Below are 15,464 nucleotides of genomic sequence, written 5' to 3'. Positions count from 1 at the left end.
CACCTGTTTGGCTAAGGGGATGGCAGCCCTTCCGGCATTGCGGACAAATGTTCGTGGCAGGCCAGCCAATGGCCTTGTTGTTCTTGGCCAGACGCTTGTTTCTTGAAAACAATCGTCTCGCGCTCCTGGCTGAAGTGTTGCTCCCCTTGCATGCGCAGCTCGGTGGCTACGTCATGGATGAAAATCGCCACGTCACCCTGCAGGCTGACGAAGGCGTTGCTCGAGGTGCACGAGAGCACTTCAAAGCCATCCTCGGCGCGCCAGTTGTCCCACAACGCCTGATAGGCATCGCGCGACAGCAGGGGCTGTTCGAGGGTGTAGAACACGAAGCTCGCGTCGGTGCTGAACGCACCGAAGTAGGCTTCGCGATCGTTACGGGTAAAGGCTGTCACCAGGTCGGCGGCAGCTTTCAGAACCTGATCGCGTTCGTTCATGACCAATCCTCAGCGGTGGGCCACGCCAGGCAGTACGCAGAGCATTTCGTACAGCAGGTTGGCAGCCAACAGCGAGGTGTTGCCGGTGGTGTCGTAAGCGGGCGAGACTTCTACCAGATCGCAGCCGACCAGGTCGAGGCCTTGGCAGCCACGGACGATTTCAATCGCCTGAATGGTCGTCAGACCGCCGATTTCCGGGGTGCCGGTGCCAGGTGCCCAAGCCGGATCGATGCCGTCGATGTCGAAACTCAGGTACACCGGACCGCCGCCGACTTTCTCGCGAACTTCGGCCATCAGTGGTGCCAGGGATTTGTGCCAGCACTCTTCGGCTTGAACAACGCGGAAGCCTTGTTTGCGGCTCCAGTTGAAGTCTTCGGAGGTGTAGCCCTGGGCGCGCAGACCAATTTGCACGACGCGGTCCGGGTCCAGCAGGCCTTCTTCGACAGCGCGACGGAAGGTGGTGCCGTGGGCGATTTTCTCGCCGAACATGTGATCGTTCACATCGGCGTGGGCGTCGATGTGCACCAGGCCGACCTTGCCGTGCTTTTTATGGATCGCACGCAGGATTGGCAGGGTGATGGTGTGGTCGCCGCCTAGGGTCAGCGGGATCACATCGTGTTCGAGGATGCTGTGGTAGGACTCTTCGATGATCCGCACGGCGTCCAGCAGGTTGAACGTGTTGATTGCCACATCACCGATGTCAGCGACCGACAGGGAATCGAATGGTGCAGCGCCGGTGGCCATGTTGTACGGGCGGATCATCACCGATTCAGCGCGGATTTCGCGGGGTCCGAAACGGGTGCCGGGGCGCAGCGAGGTGCCGATGTCCAGCGGCACGCCAATGAAGGCAGCATCCAGGCCGGCAGCGGTAGGCAAATGGGGAAGTCGCATCATGGTGGCGATGCCGCCGAAGCGCGGCATTTCATTGCCGCCCAGTGGTTGGTGAAGAATCTTGTCCACGGGTAAGGCCTCATCGTCGTTGTTTTATTTATGTTGGTTGCACCGGTCGGGGAGACACGGGCGAACCTTGTGGCGGCGATTCTGCGAAATGTAGTGGGCGGGAAGAATCGCTATGGGCAAATACTTAGTTCAGATTTTTCTAAACTAATGGTGATGACGGCGATAGACTTCTGTCCACACGCAGGACCCTGTGGCGAGGGAGCTCCTGTGGTGAGGGGGCTTGCCCCCGTCCGGCTGCGCAGCAGTCGTCAACTGATGCATGCATTCTCTCTGATACAACGAGGTGAATGGTTTTGGCGCCGCTTCGCGACCCAACGGGGGCAAGCCCCCTCGCCACAGTGATCTGAATCGTGACGAGCACTGCGTGTTTTCCTGAAACTGGAGCAATCATGGCCAACGCTTTACCCGACCTGAAACTATTACGCATCTTCGTCAGCGTGGTCCGTCATCAGGGGTTCGCCAACGCCCAGCAAGAGCTCAACCTCTCGACCTCGGCGATCAGCACTTACATGAGCCAGCTCGAAGCCGCGCTTGGCCTGGTGCTCTGCCATCGTGGTCGCGGTGGTTTCAGCCTGACCAGCAAGGGCGAGTTGTTCCACCAGGAAACCCTGCGTCTGTTGGGCGAGCTCGAAGGCTTCGAACAATACGCGGCAGCGCTAAAGGGCGAACTGCGCGGCACGCTGAACCTCGGCGTCATCGATTCCACCGTCAGCGACAAGGCGTTGCCTTTCGCCGAAGCCATCGGCGCCTACACCCAGGAACACCCGGCCGTGCATTTGCACTTGTCGGTGATGAGCCCTTACGAACTGCAACTCGGCGTGCAGGACAACCGCCTCGATCTGGCCATCGGTGCGTTTTCCACACGCATGAGCGGGCTGGTCTATATGCCGCTGTACCGCGAACAGCACTGGCTGTATTGCAGCAGTCGGCATCCGCTGTTCACCGAACGGCGGATTCCCGAACAAGTCATCACCCAGCAACGCATGGTCGGGCGCGGTTACTGGAGCCAGGCGGAACTGGCGCGTCACGGCTTCAAACACAGCGCCGCCACCGTGGAAAGTATGGAAGCCCAACTGATTCTGGTGTTGTCCGGCGCCTACATCGGCTACCTGCCGGAGCACTACGCCCAGGCTTGGGCCGACAAGGGCGATCTGCGGGTGTTGCTGCCGGCGACGTTCGGCTATCAGGCACCGTTTTCGATGATCGTGCGCCGTGGCCGAAGCCGCGAACCGCTGATCCAGACCTTCCGCGACTTGCTCAAAGCACAGCTCAACCCGGCTGCTTAAAGGAAAAGCAAGCATGTCCAGAATCCAATGCCCGCGCTGCCTGCGCCCACAAACCCATTGCCTGTGTCCGCTGATCCCGAGCCTCGACAGCCGCACCCGGGTGTTGCTGTTGCAGCATCCCAGCGAAGTGAACCATGCGCTGAACACCGCACGACTAGCGGCGTTGGGATTGCAGAATGCCGAGTTGATCGTGGGTGAAGTGTTCGAGGATTTGCCGGCGCTGTTGAACCGGCCGGGCTATCAGGCGCGGTTGTTGTTTCCTGCCGAAGAGGCGCGGCCATTGCAGGCTTACGCTGCATCCGATGAACCGCTGCTGCTGGTGGTTCCGGACGGCACCTGGCGCAAGGCGCGCAAGATGCTGCACCTTAATCCGTTGCTGGCGGCGTTGCCCCGAGTGACGTTGCTGGATGGAGGTGTGTCGCGCTATCGGTTGCGCAAGGCGCCGGGGCCGGGGGCGTTGTCGACGGTGGAGGCGATTGTGCAGGCGTTGCAGACACTCGAGGCGCCGATGACGTTTGAGCCGTTGTTAAAACCGTTTGAGGCGTTGATCGAGGGGCAGATTGCGGCGATGGGGGAGGAGACTTACCAAAAAAATCACGGTGGTTAACAGCGAAAAGATCGCAGCCTTCGGCAGCTCCTACGCCGATCTCTGTAGAAGCTGCCGAAGGCTGCGATCTTTTGATCTTTTCTTTCCCGCATCGCCTCAGTCCGGGCCTTGAGCGCCGGTTTGAGCAGGTGTCCGACATCATTCCCTGTGGGAGCGAGCCTGCTCGCGAAGAACGATGACGCGGTGCAACTGACGGATACTCACATAGGCTCCGGCGGCCCAATCAACCGCCCCATCACCCCAAACAACCCAAGCTCCCTGATCACCTCCAACTCCCCCCGCGTCTCGACCATCTCCGCAATCAACGGCAAATCAATGCTGTTAGTCGCCCGGAAAATCGCCTCGATGAACAGCCGCTTATCATTCTGCTCATCAATCCCGCGAATATAGCTCCCATCAATCTTCAGGTACGCGAGCCCGAGTTGAGTCAAATTGCCGATCTGGCTAAAACGCCCGCCAAAATGCTGCAACCCGATGCGGTAACCGGTGTTGAGCAAGCTATGGCTCAGGCGCTGCAACTCGTCCGGGGGCGGCAGTTGGCGTTCGTCGATTTCCAGGGTCAGCAGCGGCGCCAGTTCCGGCAGGGAGTCGAGCGATTGCAGGAGCAGTTGCAACGACTCTGTATTACGCAGGCTGCTGCCGGACAGGCTCAACGCCAGGGGCCAGCGGTTGACAGCGAGGTAGTCGAGGGTGGCCTCAAGCATGGCCAGGTCGAATCGTGCCGACCAGCCGAGGCGTTCGATCCACGGCAGGAAGTGCCCGGCAGCAATCGCCTTGCCTTCGGGGTCGAGCAGGCGTGCGAGTACCTTGTGGTGCAGCACTTGGCTGGTGTCGGCGCATTGCACCACCGGTTGGAAATACAGTTGCAATTTGCCGTGGGTCAGGGCGTCGTCGATCCAGGTACGCCAGTCGTGCTGGGACTGGTTCGGCTCGGTGGTGGAATGATCCAGATGAGCCCACGGCCGCTCGGGGTGCTGCTGAGCCTGGGTCAAGGCCTGATCAAGGCGCAGCAGGACGTCGCCGGCCGGTTCGCCCGGTTGGTAGGCGACGATGCCCAGGTGCGCCACCGGCATGCTGTCGCTGGCGCCGGTCAGGCGCAGGTTTTCCAGGGTCGCGCTGATCTCGGCGCACAGGCGTGCGGCGTCTTTGTCGTCCAGGCCTGGGGTCAGCAGACTGAACTCGCCACCGCGATTGCGCGCCGCCAGCCAGGTGCGCCGCTCCGGGAGTTGCGTCAGGCGTTTCAGGAGTTCGCCGACGGCGCCAATCAACGCGTCGGTGCGCTGGCCGCCCAGGCGCTGGTTGAGCCCCGCCAGATCGTTGATCCGCACCATCAGCAAGTGGCCGTCGCTGCTCTGTTCGCTGATCAGCAAATGGTCGGCTAATTGCTCATCCAGCAAGCGCCGGTTCGCCAGCCCCGTCAGGCTGTCCTGGTAGGAGTCAGCCCGCAGCTTTTCACTGCGCGCAGCCTCTTCGGCGAACAGTGCCTTGAGCTTCTCGACCATCTGGTTCATGGCCAGCACCACTCGTTTCAATTCAGGCGTGCGTGGCAGTTTCGGCAGGCTGAGAAACTCCCGTTTACTGATGGCTTCGGCCTGCTTGACCATCTTGTCCAGCGGGCGCAATTGCCGGCGCAGCAGCCAGCCGCCGAACATCGCGCTAAGCAGCCCGCACAGCAGCAACCAGACCAGGCTGCCGAGTGTGCTGTCCCACAATTTGGCCAGGGCGAACTGCGGATTGCTCAACACTTCGACCCGAGCCGCTTGCTCCCAGCCGCGCATGATCAATGCGTCGCCCCCTTGCGGGTGCAGGTTTACCAGACTGACAAACCAGTCGGGCACACCGTTGATTTTCGCCGGTGCGTCACGTTCTACCAGAACTTGTTCATCGATGATGTTGACCACCCGGATGCTACTGAAATAGCCACTGTCGAAAATCGAGCTGACCATCAGTTCCATCGTCGCCGGGTCGTCTATCTGCGTCGTCAGCGACAACCCCAACGCGGTAGCGGCATCCTGGGCGTGGGAGCGCAACTGGCCGAGCATCTGCTCGCGGGAGTTCTCCAGGCCGACAAAAAAACTGCCGCTGAACGCCACCAGCAGAAACAGGCAAATGGCGAGAAACAGTTGTTTGCGCAGTGACATAAACACGCTCCTTGCTGAGGCGGCTAGCCGTCGCCTACTGCTAACCGTCGTCGGAGCATTGGCCATCCTGGACGACGCCGACTGCAAGACATGTCTGGCTGCGGGCGCAGATAACAGAAGTCTAGGCGGTGTTTTTGGTGAAGGAGGGTAGGTCGTCGGACGAGTGGGGCATTGCAGAACTGTTTTTGTGGCGAGAGAGCTTGCTCCCGCTCGGCTGCACAGCAGTCGTAAAACCAGCCAGCTCGATGTGTCAGGGGGAATTGGGTTGAAGGGTTTGGGGTCGCTTCGCAACCCAGCGGGAGCAAGCTCCCTCGCCACAAAAGCTCTTTCACCATAGAGGCGAGATCAAGGCTTCTGCAGGGTTTTCTGCTTGAGGATGTAAACCGTCACCAGTAACGCACTAGTCAACATAAACCCCCGCGCCCAAGGCAGCGGCACCAGGTAGCAGGAGAACAGAATGCTCGCCCACATCAAGCCGATGGCGTAGACCTTGCCCTTGAGCGGGATGCCGTTGCCGTCCAGGTAGTCGCGAATCCACGGCCCAAGGCGCGGATGCTCGACCAGCCATTGGTAGAAACGCGGCGAACTGCGGGCGAAACAGGCGGCCGCCAGCAGCAGGAAAGGCGTGGTGGGCAATACCGGCAGGAAAATCCCGATCACCCCCAACGCTACGCTCAGCCAGCCGATGGCCAGCAGCACGTAGCGCAACACCAGGGAGCGGTTGCCTATGGGGTGGTCCATAGGCAAAACCTTAGTGGTGACGTGGCTTGAGGATCGCCGGTTTTTCGTCGGGTGCCTGGCACAGCAAGTAGAGCGCGGTCAGGGCTTCCGGGATCTGCACGATCATATCGTCCATCAGGTTGGCGTCCTTGGCGATGTCTTCGAACTCAGGCTGTTCGTCGAACAGACCGGAACCGACCATGATCGGCAGCAGCATTTCGCTGACTTCGTCTTCGGCGGTTTCGAACCAGGCGGCTTCGCGCAGGAACACGCCTTCCATGAAACCGATGCACCAGCCGCGCAGGTCGGAATCATCCGGCTCTTCACCCAGGTCCAGGTCGCACGGCAGCTCGAACTCTTCGTCGGACGCCAGTTGGCGTGCGATGTGAGCCTTGAGGGCCAGCAGGGTGGATTCGATCGCTTCACGCTCGGCGTCGTCGGCGTAGTGCGGCTCTTCAGCGAAGAGTGCGTCGATCCATTCACGGTCGGGAACGCTTTCGGAACAGATCGACAGCGCAGTGAGGTAGCCGTGGGCGGCCACGTAGTCCAGCGCCTCGTCATGCAGTTCATCAGCGTCGAGGAAGACTTGCAGGCGGGTTAGTTGCTCAGCGAAGGACATTAAAAGCTACCTTGGGGAATTAAACAGATGCGGGAATTCTAGGCCTTCTTGAGCACTCAGGCCAGCCGCGCGGCATATTTGCAGCCCATGTACGCCACCATTCCCTGTAGGAGCTGCCGAAGGCTGCGATCTTTTGATCTTGTCTTTAAAAGCAAAATCAAAAGATCGCAGCCTTCGGCAGCTCCTACAGGGGATCTGCATTTGCCCCTGTGTGTCTTATCAGCGGCACCCTTTGCCGGGGAGGGCTCGGGTATACTCCCGCGTTTTGTGATGCCCTGCTGGCGTCGCGGCTGAGATGTGAAGCGTCATGCAACGCGCACTTACGATTTGTCAGTGCAGCCTGCGTGGTTCTGAACCAGCCTTGCAGGGATGTTTCGGTGATTTTTGGAGTTTTTATGCTCGAACAGGCTCAACGCGTCCTCAAGGACATCTTCGGCTACGACAGTTTCCGTGGCCGCCAGGGTGCAATCATTGAGCGCGTGGCCAATGGCGGCGACGCCCTGGTGCTGATGCCTACCGGTGGCGGCAAATCCCTGTGCTTCCAGGTCCCGGCGCTGCTGCGCGAAGGCCTGGCGGTGGTGGTGTCGCCGCTGATCGCCTTGATGGACGACCAGGTTGCGACCCTTGAAGAGCTGGGCGTAGCGGCCGCTGCGTTGAACTCGACCCTGAGCGCCGAGCAACAGCGCGATCTGGCCGCGCGGATCAAACGCGGCGAAGTGAAAATGTTGTATCTCGCGCCCGAGCGTCTGGTGCAGCCGCGCATGCTGGCCTTCCTGCAAAGCCTTGAAATTGCCCTGTTCGCCATCGACGAAGCGCACTGTGTGTCCCAATGGGGCCACGACTTCCGTCGCGAATACCTGCAACTGGGCCAGTTGGCGGAGCTGTTCCCCAACGTCCCGCGTATAGCCCTGACCGCTACCGCCGATAAGCGCACCCGGGAAGAAATCGTCGATCGCCTGCATTTGCAGGATGCCGAGCGCTTCCTGTCGAGTTTCGACCGTCCGAACATTTTTTATCGCATCGTCCCCAAGGAACAGCCGCGCAAGCAGTTGTTGGCGTTCCTCGCCGAGCGGCGCAGCGATGCCGGCATCGTTTATTGCCTGTCGCGCAAGAAAGTCGACGAAGTGGCAGTGTTCCTCAGCGAACAAGGCTTCCCGGCGCTGCCGTACCACGCCGGCCTGCCCAACGAGACGCGGTCCCATCATCAAAAGCGCTTCCTCAACGAGGAAGGCTTGATCATGGTCGCCACCGTGGCGTTCGGCATGGGCATCGACAAACCCAACGTGCGCTTTGTCGCTCACCTCGATTTGCCGAAATCCCTTGAAGCGTATTACCAGGAAACCGGTCGCGGCGGCCGTGATGGCCTGCCGGCGGACGCCTGGATGGCCTACGGCCTGCAAGACGTGGTGATGCTCAAGCAGATGCTGCAAAACTCCGAAGGTGACGAGCGCCACAAGCGCCTGGAGCAGCACAAACTCGACGCGATGCTCTCGCTGTGCGAAGAAACCCGCTGCCGGCGCCAGACGCTGCTGGCCTATTTCGACGAAGACATGCCTGAGCCGTGTGGCCATTGCGACAACTGCGTCGATGGCGTGCAGACCTGGGACGCCACCGAGCCGGCCCGTCAGGCGCTCTCGGCGATCTTCCGTACCGGCCAGCGCTACGGCGTCGGGCATCTGGTGGATGTGCTGCTGGGCAAGGACAACGAAAAAGTCCGCAGCTTTGGCCATCAGCATTTGTCGGTGTATGGCGTCGGCAAGGCGTTGGGGGAGAGTGAATGGCGCTCCCTGTTCCGACAGCTGGTTGCCCGTGGTCTGGCGGACATCGACCTTGAAGGCTACGGTGGCCTGCGCCTGAGCGACACGTGCCGGCCGCTGCTCAAGGGTGAAGTGACCCTGGAACTGCGCCGCGATCTCAAGCCGCAAACCACCGCCAAAAGCAGCAAGAGCCCGGCGAGCCAACTGGTCCGTGGCGAAGAGCGCGAACAGTGGGAAGCGCTGCGTGCCCTGCGCCGCAAGCTCGCCGAAGAACACGGTGTACCGCCTTACGTCATCTTCCCCGACTCGACCTTGCTGGAAATGCTCCGCAGCCAGCCGACCTCGCTGGCGGAAATGGCCACGGTCAGCGGCGTCGGTGCGCGCAAGCTCGAGCGTTACGGCGAGGCCTTCCTCGAAGTGCTTGGCGGCCAGGTCGAGGCGCCGAAAGTGGTGGCCGACGTGCGTCACGAGCTGATCACCCTGGCCCGGGCCGGCATGACGCCGCTGCAGATCGCCGGTCAACTGCAATGCTCGGAAAAGAACGTCTACACCATGCTCGCCGAGGCGATCGGCAAGCAGCAGTTGTCGCTGGAGCAGGCGCTGGACCTGCCGGAAGAGCTGATGGGCGAAATCCAGGACGCGTTCCTCGATGGCGAAGGCGAGTTACCACCGGTTGCGGAGATCGCCGCATTGTTCGCCGGTCGGGTGCCGGAAGGGGTTTTGTACTGCGTACGGGCTGCGTTGCAATCTGAATTCGAGATTTAACTGACCGAACTCATAGATGTAACGATTCAGTACAGAGCAAGCCTTGCCTATAGTGAAAGGTCATGCTTAGCTGACTAATAATTAGTTTTTCTCTATTTCAGTCTAATCATGAGTTTTTTATGCCGTTAACCGATCAACACCGCTTTGGCATGCAACTGGCCCAAATGTCCCGTGGCTGGCGTGCCGAACTGGACCGCCGTCTGGCTGGGCTGGGTTTGTCTCAGGCGCGCTGGCTGGTGCTGTTGCACCTGGCTCGCTTCGAGGACGCACCGACCCAGCGGGAACTGGCACAAAGCGTCGGCGTTGAAGGACCGACCCTGGCCCGACTGCTCGACAGCCTTGAATCCCAGGGTTTGGTGCAGCGCCAGTCGGTGCTGGAAGACCGCCGGGCAAAAAAAATCGTCCTGTGTGCTCCGGCCCGGCCGTTGATCGAACAAATTGAAACCATTGCCACGCAACTGCGCCACGAGCTGTTCGAAGGCGTTGATGAAGCGGATTTGAAGGTTTGCATGCGGGTTCACGGTCACATCCTGGCCAACCTCGAAAAGTCTTGAGGCAAAACCTTACGCCGTGTTTTTGAGATACCCCGTTGGGCAGACTATAAAGAACTACTAGGCAATATCGTGTTCGTACCGGATGTGCGAACGCATACAGGTTGGTTCTGCTTAATCTAAGGGATGCTCATGCTCGAGAGTTGGCACGTGGTTTTGCGGTATTGCACTCGGCTGCTACTGGTCGGTGGTGCGGTCACCTACTCGGCATTGGCTCCGGCTCTGGGGTTGGGTGATATAACCCTGCATTCGGCGTTGAACCAGCCGTTCAGCGCCGATATTGCGCTGGTGGATGCCGGCGGTCTGACGGAGGGCGATCTGTCGGTCAGCTTGGCGACGGCCGACGAGTTCAGCCGTGCCGGCGTCGAGCGGCTGTTCTTCCTCAATAATCTGAAATTCGCACCGATCCTGCGGGGCAACCGCGCGCTGATCCGGGTGACCTCCAGCAAACCGGTCAATGAACCCTTTCTGAATTTCGTGGTGCAGCTTAATCAGCCCAACGGGCGCTTGCTGCGCGAGTACACCGTACTGATCGATCCGCCGGGCTCACCGGGGATTGTGCCGGCGACCGACGAACCCGCAATCACGGCGCCGGCATCCGGATTCCCTACCGTCGAACCGAGCACTGCGCCACCGGTAGCCTCCCAAGGCAAACGTCCGGCGACGGTGCCTGCTGCGAGTGTTGATCAACCTGCCACTGCGCCGGTGAACGACGAGGTTGCCGAGCAACTGGCCGCCAGCGTGCTGCAAAACCAGCAGTTGCAAAAAAACATCGATGAGTTGAATACCAGGCTCAAGACCCAGGACGAGCAAATCGCCGACGGGAAAAAGCAGATCAGCGACTTGCAGACCCGAATGTCCGAGATTTCACCGACGCCTGCCGCTGCGCCGGTTGCCGTGGCTCCGGCGCCCGTTGTGGTTGAAGAACCTGAGACGAGCCATTGGCTACTGATTGCCGGGTTACTGGCGTTGGCGCTGCTTGTAATACTGGGGCTGTTTGTTCGTCGTCAGCGCCAGCAAGCGTTGACCGAGCCGTTGGCGATGACGCCGTCGCGTGAAGACCCTGTGCTCGATCAAGAGGCTCGGCCACAACCTGTCCGGGTTACGCCAGCCCCTGCTCACCGCGAAGAAACACCCGCTGGCGATGTGCTGGAAGGCGTAGGCATTTACCTGGCTTACGGTCGGTTCTCGGAAGCGGCCGGCCTGTTGCGGGAGGCGTTGGCCAAGGAACCGACGCGCACCGACCTGGCGTTGCAACTGTTGGAGGTGCTGGGCAAGCAGGGGGATACGGCGGCTTATGACGCGCAGGAAAGCAGCCTGCGAGAGTCCGGGTTTGACCCGCAGCAGTTGGTGGATATACGCGTTCGCTATCCGAAACTGGCGAGTGTCGCTCAGGTCGTACCGGTCGCGGCCATCACTCCTGTTGCCACAGTGATCCCCGAAACGCCAACCGGCGATGAGTTCCAGTTGAACCTGGACGACCTGTCGATGGATTCCAATTGGGATCTGGTGAGTCCTTTCGAAGACTCGCCATTGTCGGCGGCTAAACCGTCGAGTCAGCCGCCAGTGCCGGACGAGCCTGCGTTCACTTCAAATTTGCACGTGATGCCCCATGTCTTCGAAATGCCCGACGAGCCGGCACTGGGCGAGCCTGAATCCGAACAGGAATGGGACGCCGAAACCGGTTCCCAATCGCTGGATGACGACTTTCTCGACGCGTTCAACGAGCCTGGGCAGGCGCTGGAACTTGAACCACTGGCGCATCCCCTGACGGACAACGCCGGCAAACTTGAACAAGCCCAGACCTGCATCGATGACGGCGATCTGGACAGCGCCATCGAGTTGCTCAATCAGTTGCTCAAGGACGGCGACGAGCCACTCAAACAGACGGCCCGCAGTTTGTTGGCCGGTATCCGCTGAAGAGCAAAAGATCGCAGCCTTCGGCAGCTACAGGTGTACGCATATCCCTGTAGGAGCTGCCGAAGGCTGCGATCTTTTGCGTTAGAACGTCTGCCCCAGATTCAAATACACCGCCTGCTCATCCGCATCGTTGAAGCCATAGCTGAAGTTCAGTGGCCCCAGCGGTGTGTCGAAACCGATGAACACACTGGCGGCGTTGATGTAGCCGCTGTCGAACTCATTGTCGTTGTTCCACGCCCGGCCGCGCTCCAGCGAGCCGCCGATGTACAGCGGGAAATCCAGTGGCAGGTAGGAACGTGGCGTCAGGCGCCGGTAGTAAACCCCGCGCATCAGGCTGATGTTCTGCCCGGAAACCGCATCCTCGCGAAAGCCCGACAACTGCCGCGCACCGCCCAGCAGGAAGCTCGAAGTGACCACGTTGGCATTGTCCAGGGTTCGGCCGTAGCGCCCGCCGAGAATAAACGTGTCCGGGCCGCTGCTCATGGCCTTGTCCAGTTTGAACTCCCATTGCCGGTAACGCTTGTCTGAGCCCAGTCCCGGTTCGAACTGACGGAATGTCAGGCCAATGTCTTTGCCTTCATGGGGGAAGTAGACGTTGTCGAACGAATCGAATGAATACTTGAGCTGATAGAACCCCTCGTTAAAGCTTTCGCTCGGCAGATTCTGGTCGCCAATGCGTACGTCAGCCTTGCCCCAGGCCTCGCCGACGCCGAAGCGGATCTCGCCGCTGTTGCCGATCTGTCGACCGACGTTCAAGCCAAACCCGTAGCGTTCGACGCGGTACTGGGCAATCGGGTCGTTGTCCAGGATCGACTCGACGTTCTGCGCTTCAAACGCGGCGTAGGGCGCGATGAAGTAGCGTGAACCGACGTCCAGCGGTTGATAGAACTCGCTGTAGAGCTCCTGTTTGTCGCCGATTTGCGCCCGGGTCAGCCATTCGGCGCCGAGGCGGTTGATGCCGTTGACCCGGTAACTGGCGCCGAGGTTGAAAGCGCTGTCGCCACGCATGTCGTCCGACAGGTTCAAACCGACCCGCAGGTAATCGGTGCCGCTGCGTTTGCCTCGGGCGGTGATCACCAGCGTGTGATTCTGGCCCTTGTGCACCACGCGGTATTGCACCTGTTCGAAGTAATCGAGGCCGTACAGGGTGCCCATATCGGTTTGCAGGCGGCCGATGTCCAGCGGTTCGCCGACGTTTTGCCGGATGTAGTAACGGATCACGTCGTCGCCGACTTTCGAGTCGTTTTCCACTTTGATCGCGGTAATGATTGGCGTGCGCTGGCTCGGTGTGCGGGCGGCGGTCAGGTCGGCGTCCAGTGGTTGCACCGGTTTGAGTCGTGCCAGGCGCGCTTCGAGGATCTTGGTCGCGCGGTAACCGGCGTCGATCATTTCCTGGGCACGGCCGAAGTCGGTCACGCCGAAACTCGCCAGCGACGGCTGGATCAACACGTCGTCCTTGTGCAGGGCGGCGAGTTGTTCTTCGGAGTTGCGCCGGGTCATCAGGGTGATCGATTGGTTCAGCACATCGACCACGGTGGTCAGTTGTTTGCGGTTGCGCAGCGGGGTGCCGATGTCGACCACGATGGCGATGTCGACACCCATCTCCCGCGCGACGTCGAGCGGGATGTTATCGGTCATGCCGCCATCCACCAGCAGGCGGCCGTCCAGTTCGACGGGCGCGAACACGGCCGGGATCGACATGCTGGCGCGAATCACCTGGGGCAAATGACCTTTGCGGAATACCACTTTTTCGCCGCTGGCGATGTCCGTTGCCACGGCCCGAAACGGAATCGGCAGCTTGTCGAAATCACGTGTGTCACTGGCGTGGGCCAGCAGGCTTTCCAGCAGCAGCGCCAGGTTCTGGCCCTGAATCACTCCCAGCGGCAGTCCAAGGCTGCCGTCATCGCGAAAGCTCAGTTTCTGTTTGACCAGGAAGTCCCGGTCATCCTGCTTGCGCCGGAATGGCACGTCTTCCCGCGGCGGGGCATCGGACAGGGCTTGTTGCCAGTCGATGTTCAAGGCGAGCTTTTCCAACTCATCGATTTTGTAACCCGAAGCGTACAGCCCACCGACCACCGCGCCCATGCTGGTGCCGGCAATCGCATCGATCTTGATGCCTTGCTCTTCGAGAGCCTTGAGCACACCGATGTGCGCCAGGCCACGGGCAGCACCGCCGGACAGCACCAGACCGATTTTCGGTCGGGGAGCATCGGCGGCTTGGGCGATCAAAGGGAAGAGGCAAAGCAACAGGCAACACAGCAAACGGCGCATCGTGGATCTCGGGGCGAGCGATAAAGGCGGCTATTATAGCGGCGCCCCTCTGGCTCAGGAGTTTCAACGAACATGACCGTACAAAAACCGGAAATCGTCATCACCTATTGCACGCAATGCCAGTGGCTGTTGCGCGCCGCCTGGTTGGCCCAGGAGCTGCTCAGTACCTTCGGCGATGAGTTGGGCAAAGTCTCCCTGGTGCCGGGCACTGGCGGCGTGTTTCATATTTTTTGTAACGAGGTGCAGATCTGGGAGCGCAAGGCTGACGGTGGTTTCCCCGAAGCCAAGGTGCTCAAGCAGCGGGTCCGGGATCAGATCGACCCGGACCGCGACCTCGGGCACAACGATCGCACTCAGTGAGAGGCGGCTTCGGCGGCCACGGTTTTTTTGCTGGAGCTGCCTGACAGTCGGCTCGACACCACGATCGCGACGATGATCAACGCCCCGCCGATCAACATGCGCAGGGTCGGGTTTTCATCGAACAGCAGCCAGGCCACGGTGATGCCATAGACCGGCTCCAAGGCGAACACCACCGCGGCGGTCCGCGCCTTGATCACCGCCAGGCTGGCGACGAACAGGCTGTGGGCCACCCCGGTGCAGAAGACCCCGAGCAGGCCGATCCACAACCAGTCGAGGGTGCGCACTTCGCTCAATTGCGGTGCCGCCACCGGCAGCAGGCACAACGCGACGACCACGTTCTGGCACAACGCGGCCTGCACCGCCGGGATGCGCCCGGAGCTGGCGCGATTGGTCAGCGACAGCAGGGCGAACAGCAGGCCCGAACCCACCGCCCAGAGCAGGCCGATAGTGGCGCCGCTGGCGAGGTCGAAGTCCGGCGTGACCAGCACCAGACCGACGCTGACCAGCACTACCAGCAGGATTTCATTGGCGCGAATTCGCTCGCGGAAGATCAGTCCTTCGAGGATCACGGTAAACGCCGGGAAACTGGCAAACCCCAGGGTCGCAATCGCCACGCCCGCGACTTTTACCGCAATGAAAAAGCTGACCCAGTGCCCGGCCAGCAGCAAGCCGCTGAGCAGTAGACGACGCCAGTCCACGGCTTCGAGTTTTTGCCAGCGGGTGCTGCTGGCGAACCGCGCAAAAAACGCCAGCGCCAGCACCGCGAACGCCGCGCGACCGAAAACGATGACGGCGGGGGAGGCGGCCGCGAGTTTGCCGAACACACCGGTCAGGCCAAACATCAATGCGCCGATATGCAGGGCGCCGAGGGCGGTACGGGGAGTCATTGCATTCCTTGATAAACGTAAAAGCCAGGCAGACGACAGGTCCCCTGTAGGAGCTGCCGAAGGCTGCGATCTTTTGATCTTGATTTATGGCGGCTCTGGAGTCGCTAAAGATCAAAAGATCGCAGCCTTCGGCAGCTCCTACAGTGAACCGTGTTAACGCCAGTTATGTCTGTCGGCAAACTATCG

The 15,464-nt window shown here is 60.7% G+C and carries 13 protein-coding genes; 6 read left to right on the top strand and 7 right to left on the bottom strand.

The annotated features are described in order from the left end of the window. Window positions 1–11 precede the first annotated feature (11 nt). Entirely contained in the window at window positions 12–434 is a 423-nt protein-coding gene (locus AC1MEW_RS29370; RefSeq protein ID WP_201201625.1) for a YybH family protein, read from the bottom strand. Window positions 435–443: 9 nt separating this feature from the next. Continuing rightward, the gene (gene speB / locus AC1MEW_RS29365) at window positions 444–1,394 is read right to left on the bottom strand and encodes an agmatinase (protein ID WP_123515356.1); all 951 of its coding nucleotides are present in this window, start codon (window positions 1,392–1,394) and stop codon (window positions 444–446) included. Between the two features lie 389 nt (window positions 1,395–1,783). Here speB and AC1MEW_RS29360 point away from each other — a divergent pair, with 389 nt between their 5' ends. Further along, on the top strand, window positions 1,784–2,680 hold the full coding sequence (locus tag AC1MEW_RS29360; RefSeq protein WP_201201626.1) for a LysR family transcriptional regulator: 897 nt from the start codon (window positions 1,784–1,786) through the stop codon (window positions 2,678–2,680). 13 nt (window positions 2,681–2,693) lie between these two features. Beyond that, complete coding sequence (locus tag AC1MEW_RS29355; RefSeq protein ID WP_201255340.1) at window positions 2,694–3,287, top strand: tRNA-uridine aminocarboxypropyltransferase; 594 nt, start codon at window positions 2,694–2,696, stop codon at window positions 3,285–3,287. Between the two features lie 200 nt (window positions 3,288–3,487). Here AC1MEW_RS29355 and lapD read toward each other — a convergent pair whose 3' ends face one another. From lapD to AC1MEW_RS29340, 3 genes are all read right to left on the bottom strand, one after another. Next, complete coding sequence (gene lapD / locus AC1MEW_RS29350) at window positions 3,488–5,428, bottom strand: cyclic di-GMP receptor LapD (protein WP_480424532.1); 1,941 nt, start codon at window positions 5,426–5,428, stop codon at window positions 3,488–3,490. Window positions 5,429–5,773: 345 nt separating this feature from the next. Beyond that, window positions 5,774–6,169, bottom strand: a complete 396-nt coding sequence (locus tag AC1MEW_RS29345; RefSeq protein WP_201255338.1) for a YbaN family protein — start codon at window positions 6,167–6,169, stop codon at window positions 5,774–5,776. A 10-nt stretch (window positions 6,170–6,179) separates the two neighbouring features. After that, entirely contained in the window at window positions 6,180–6,767 is a 588-nt protein-coding gene (locus AC1MEW_RS29340; protein WP_322270800.1) for a YecA family protein, read from the bottom strand. Window positions 6,768–7,162: 395 nt separating this feature from the next. Here AC1MEW_RS29340 and recQ point away from each other — a divergent pair, with 395 nt between their 5' ends. From recQ to AC1MEW_RS29325, 3 genes are all read left to right on the top strand, one after another. Next, a complete protein-coding gene (gene recQ / locus AC1MEW_RS29335) occupies window positions 7,163–9,289 on the top strand; it encodes a DNA helicase RecQ (RefSeq protein ID WP_323570376.1) in 2,127 nt (708 codons plus the stop codon). A 119-nt stretch (window positions 9,290–9,408) separates the two neighbouring features. After that, window positions 9,409–9,843: a MarR family transcriptional regulator gene (locus AC1MEW_RS29330; protein ID WP_201195114.1), complete on the top strand. Its 435-nt coding sequence runs from the start codon at window positions 9,409–9,411 to the stop codon at window positions 9,841–9,843. Window positions 9,844–9,972: 129 nt separating this feature from the next. After that, window positions 9,973–11,760 (top strand): motility hub landmark protein FimV, encoded by a 1,788-nt coding sequence (locus tag AC1MEW_RS29325; RefSeq protein ID WP_480424529.1) that lies wholly within the window; start codon window positions 9,973–9,975, stop codon window positions 11,758–11,760. Between the two features lie 81 nt (window positions 11,761–11,841). Here the strand turns inward: AC1MEW_RS29325 and AC1MEW_RS29320 are convergent, their stop codons facing one another. Beyond that, window positions 11,842–14,031 (bottom strand): patatin-like phospholipase family protein, encoded by a 2,190-nt coding sequence (locus AC1MEW_RS29320; RefSeq protein ID WP_480424528.1) that lies wholly within the window; start codon window positions 14,029–14,031, stop codon window positions 11,842–11,844. 72 nt (window positions 14,032–14,103) lie between these two features. Here AC1MEW_RS29320 and AC1MEW_RS29315 point away from each other — a divergent pair, with 72 nt between their 5' ends. Further along, window positions 14,104–14,391: an Rdx family protein gene (locus AC1MEW_RS29315; RefSeq protein ID WP_201201644.1), complete on the top strand. Its 288-nt coding sequence runs from the start codon at window positions 14,104–14,106 to the stop codon at window positions 14,389–14,391. On the opposite strand, the gene AC1MEW_RS29310 is transcribed toward AC1MEW_RS29315, so the two are convergent. Continuing rightward, window positions 14,385–15,278: a DMT family transporter gene (locus AC1MEW_RS29310; RefSeq protein WP_201201645.1), complete on the bottom strand. Its 894-nt coding sequence runs from the start codon at window positions 15,276–15,278 to the stop codon at window positions 14,385–14,387. The two genes, AC1MEW_RS29315 and AC1MEW_RS29310, sit on opposite strands and share 7 nt — an antisense overlap. Between the last annotated feature and the right edge of the window lie 186 nt (window positions 15,279–15,464).

The organism is Pseudomonas sp. ASL4 (assembly GCF_056680395.1).
The sequence above is the reverse complement of the archived record's forward strand: the minus strand, read 5'-3'. Positions and strand labels throughout refer to the sequence as shown.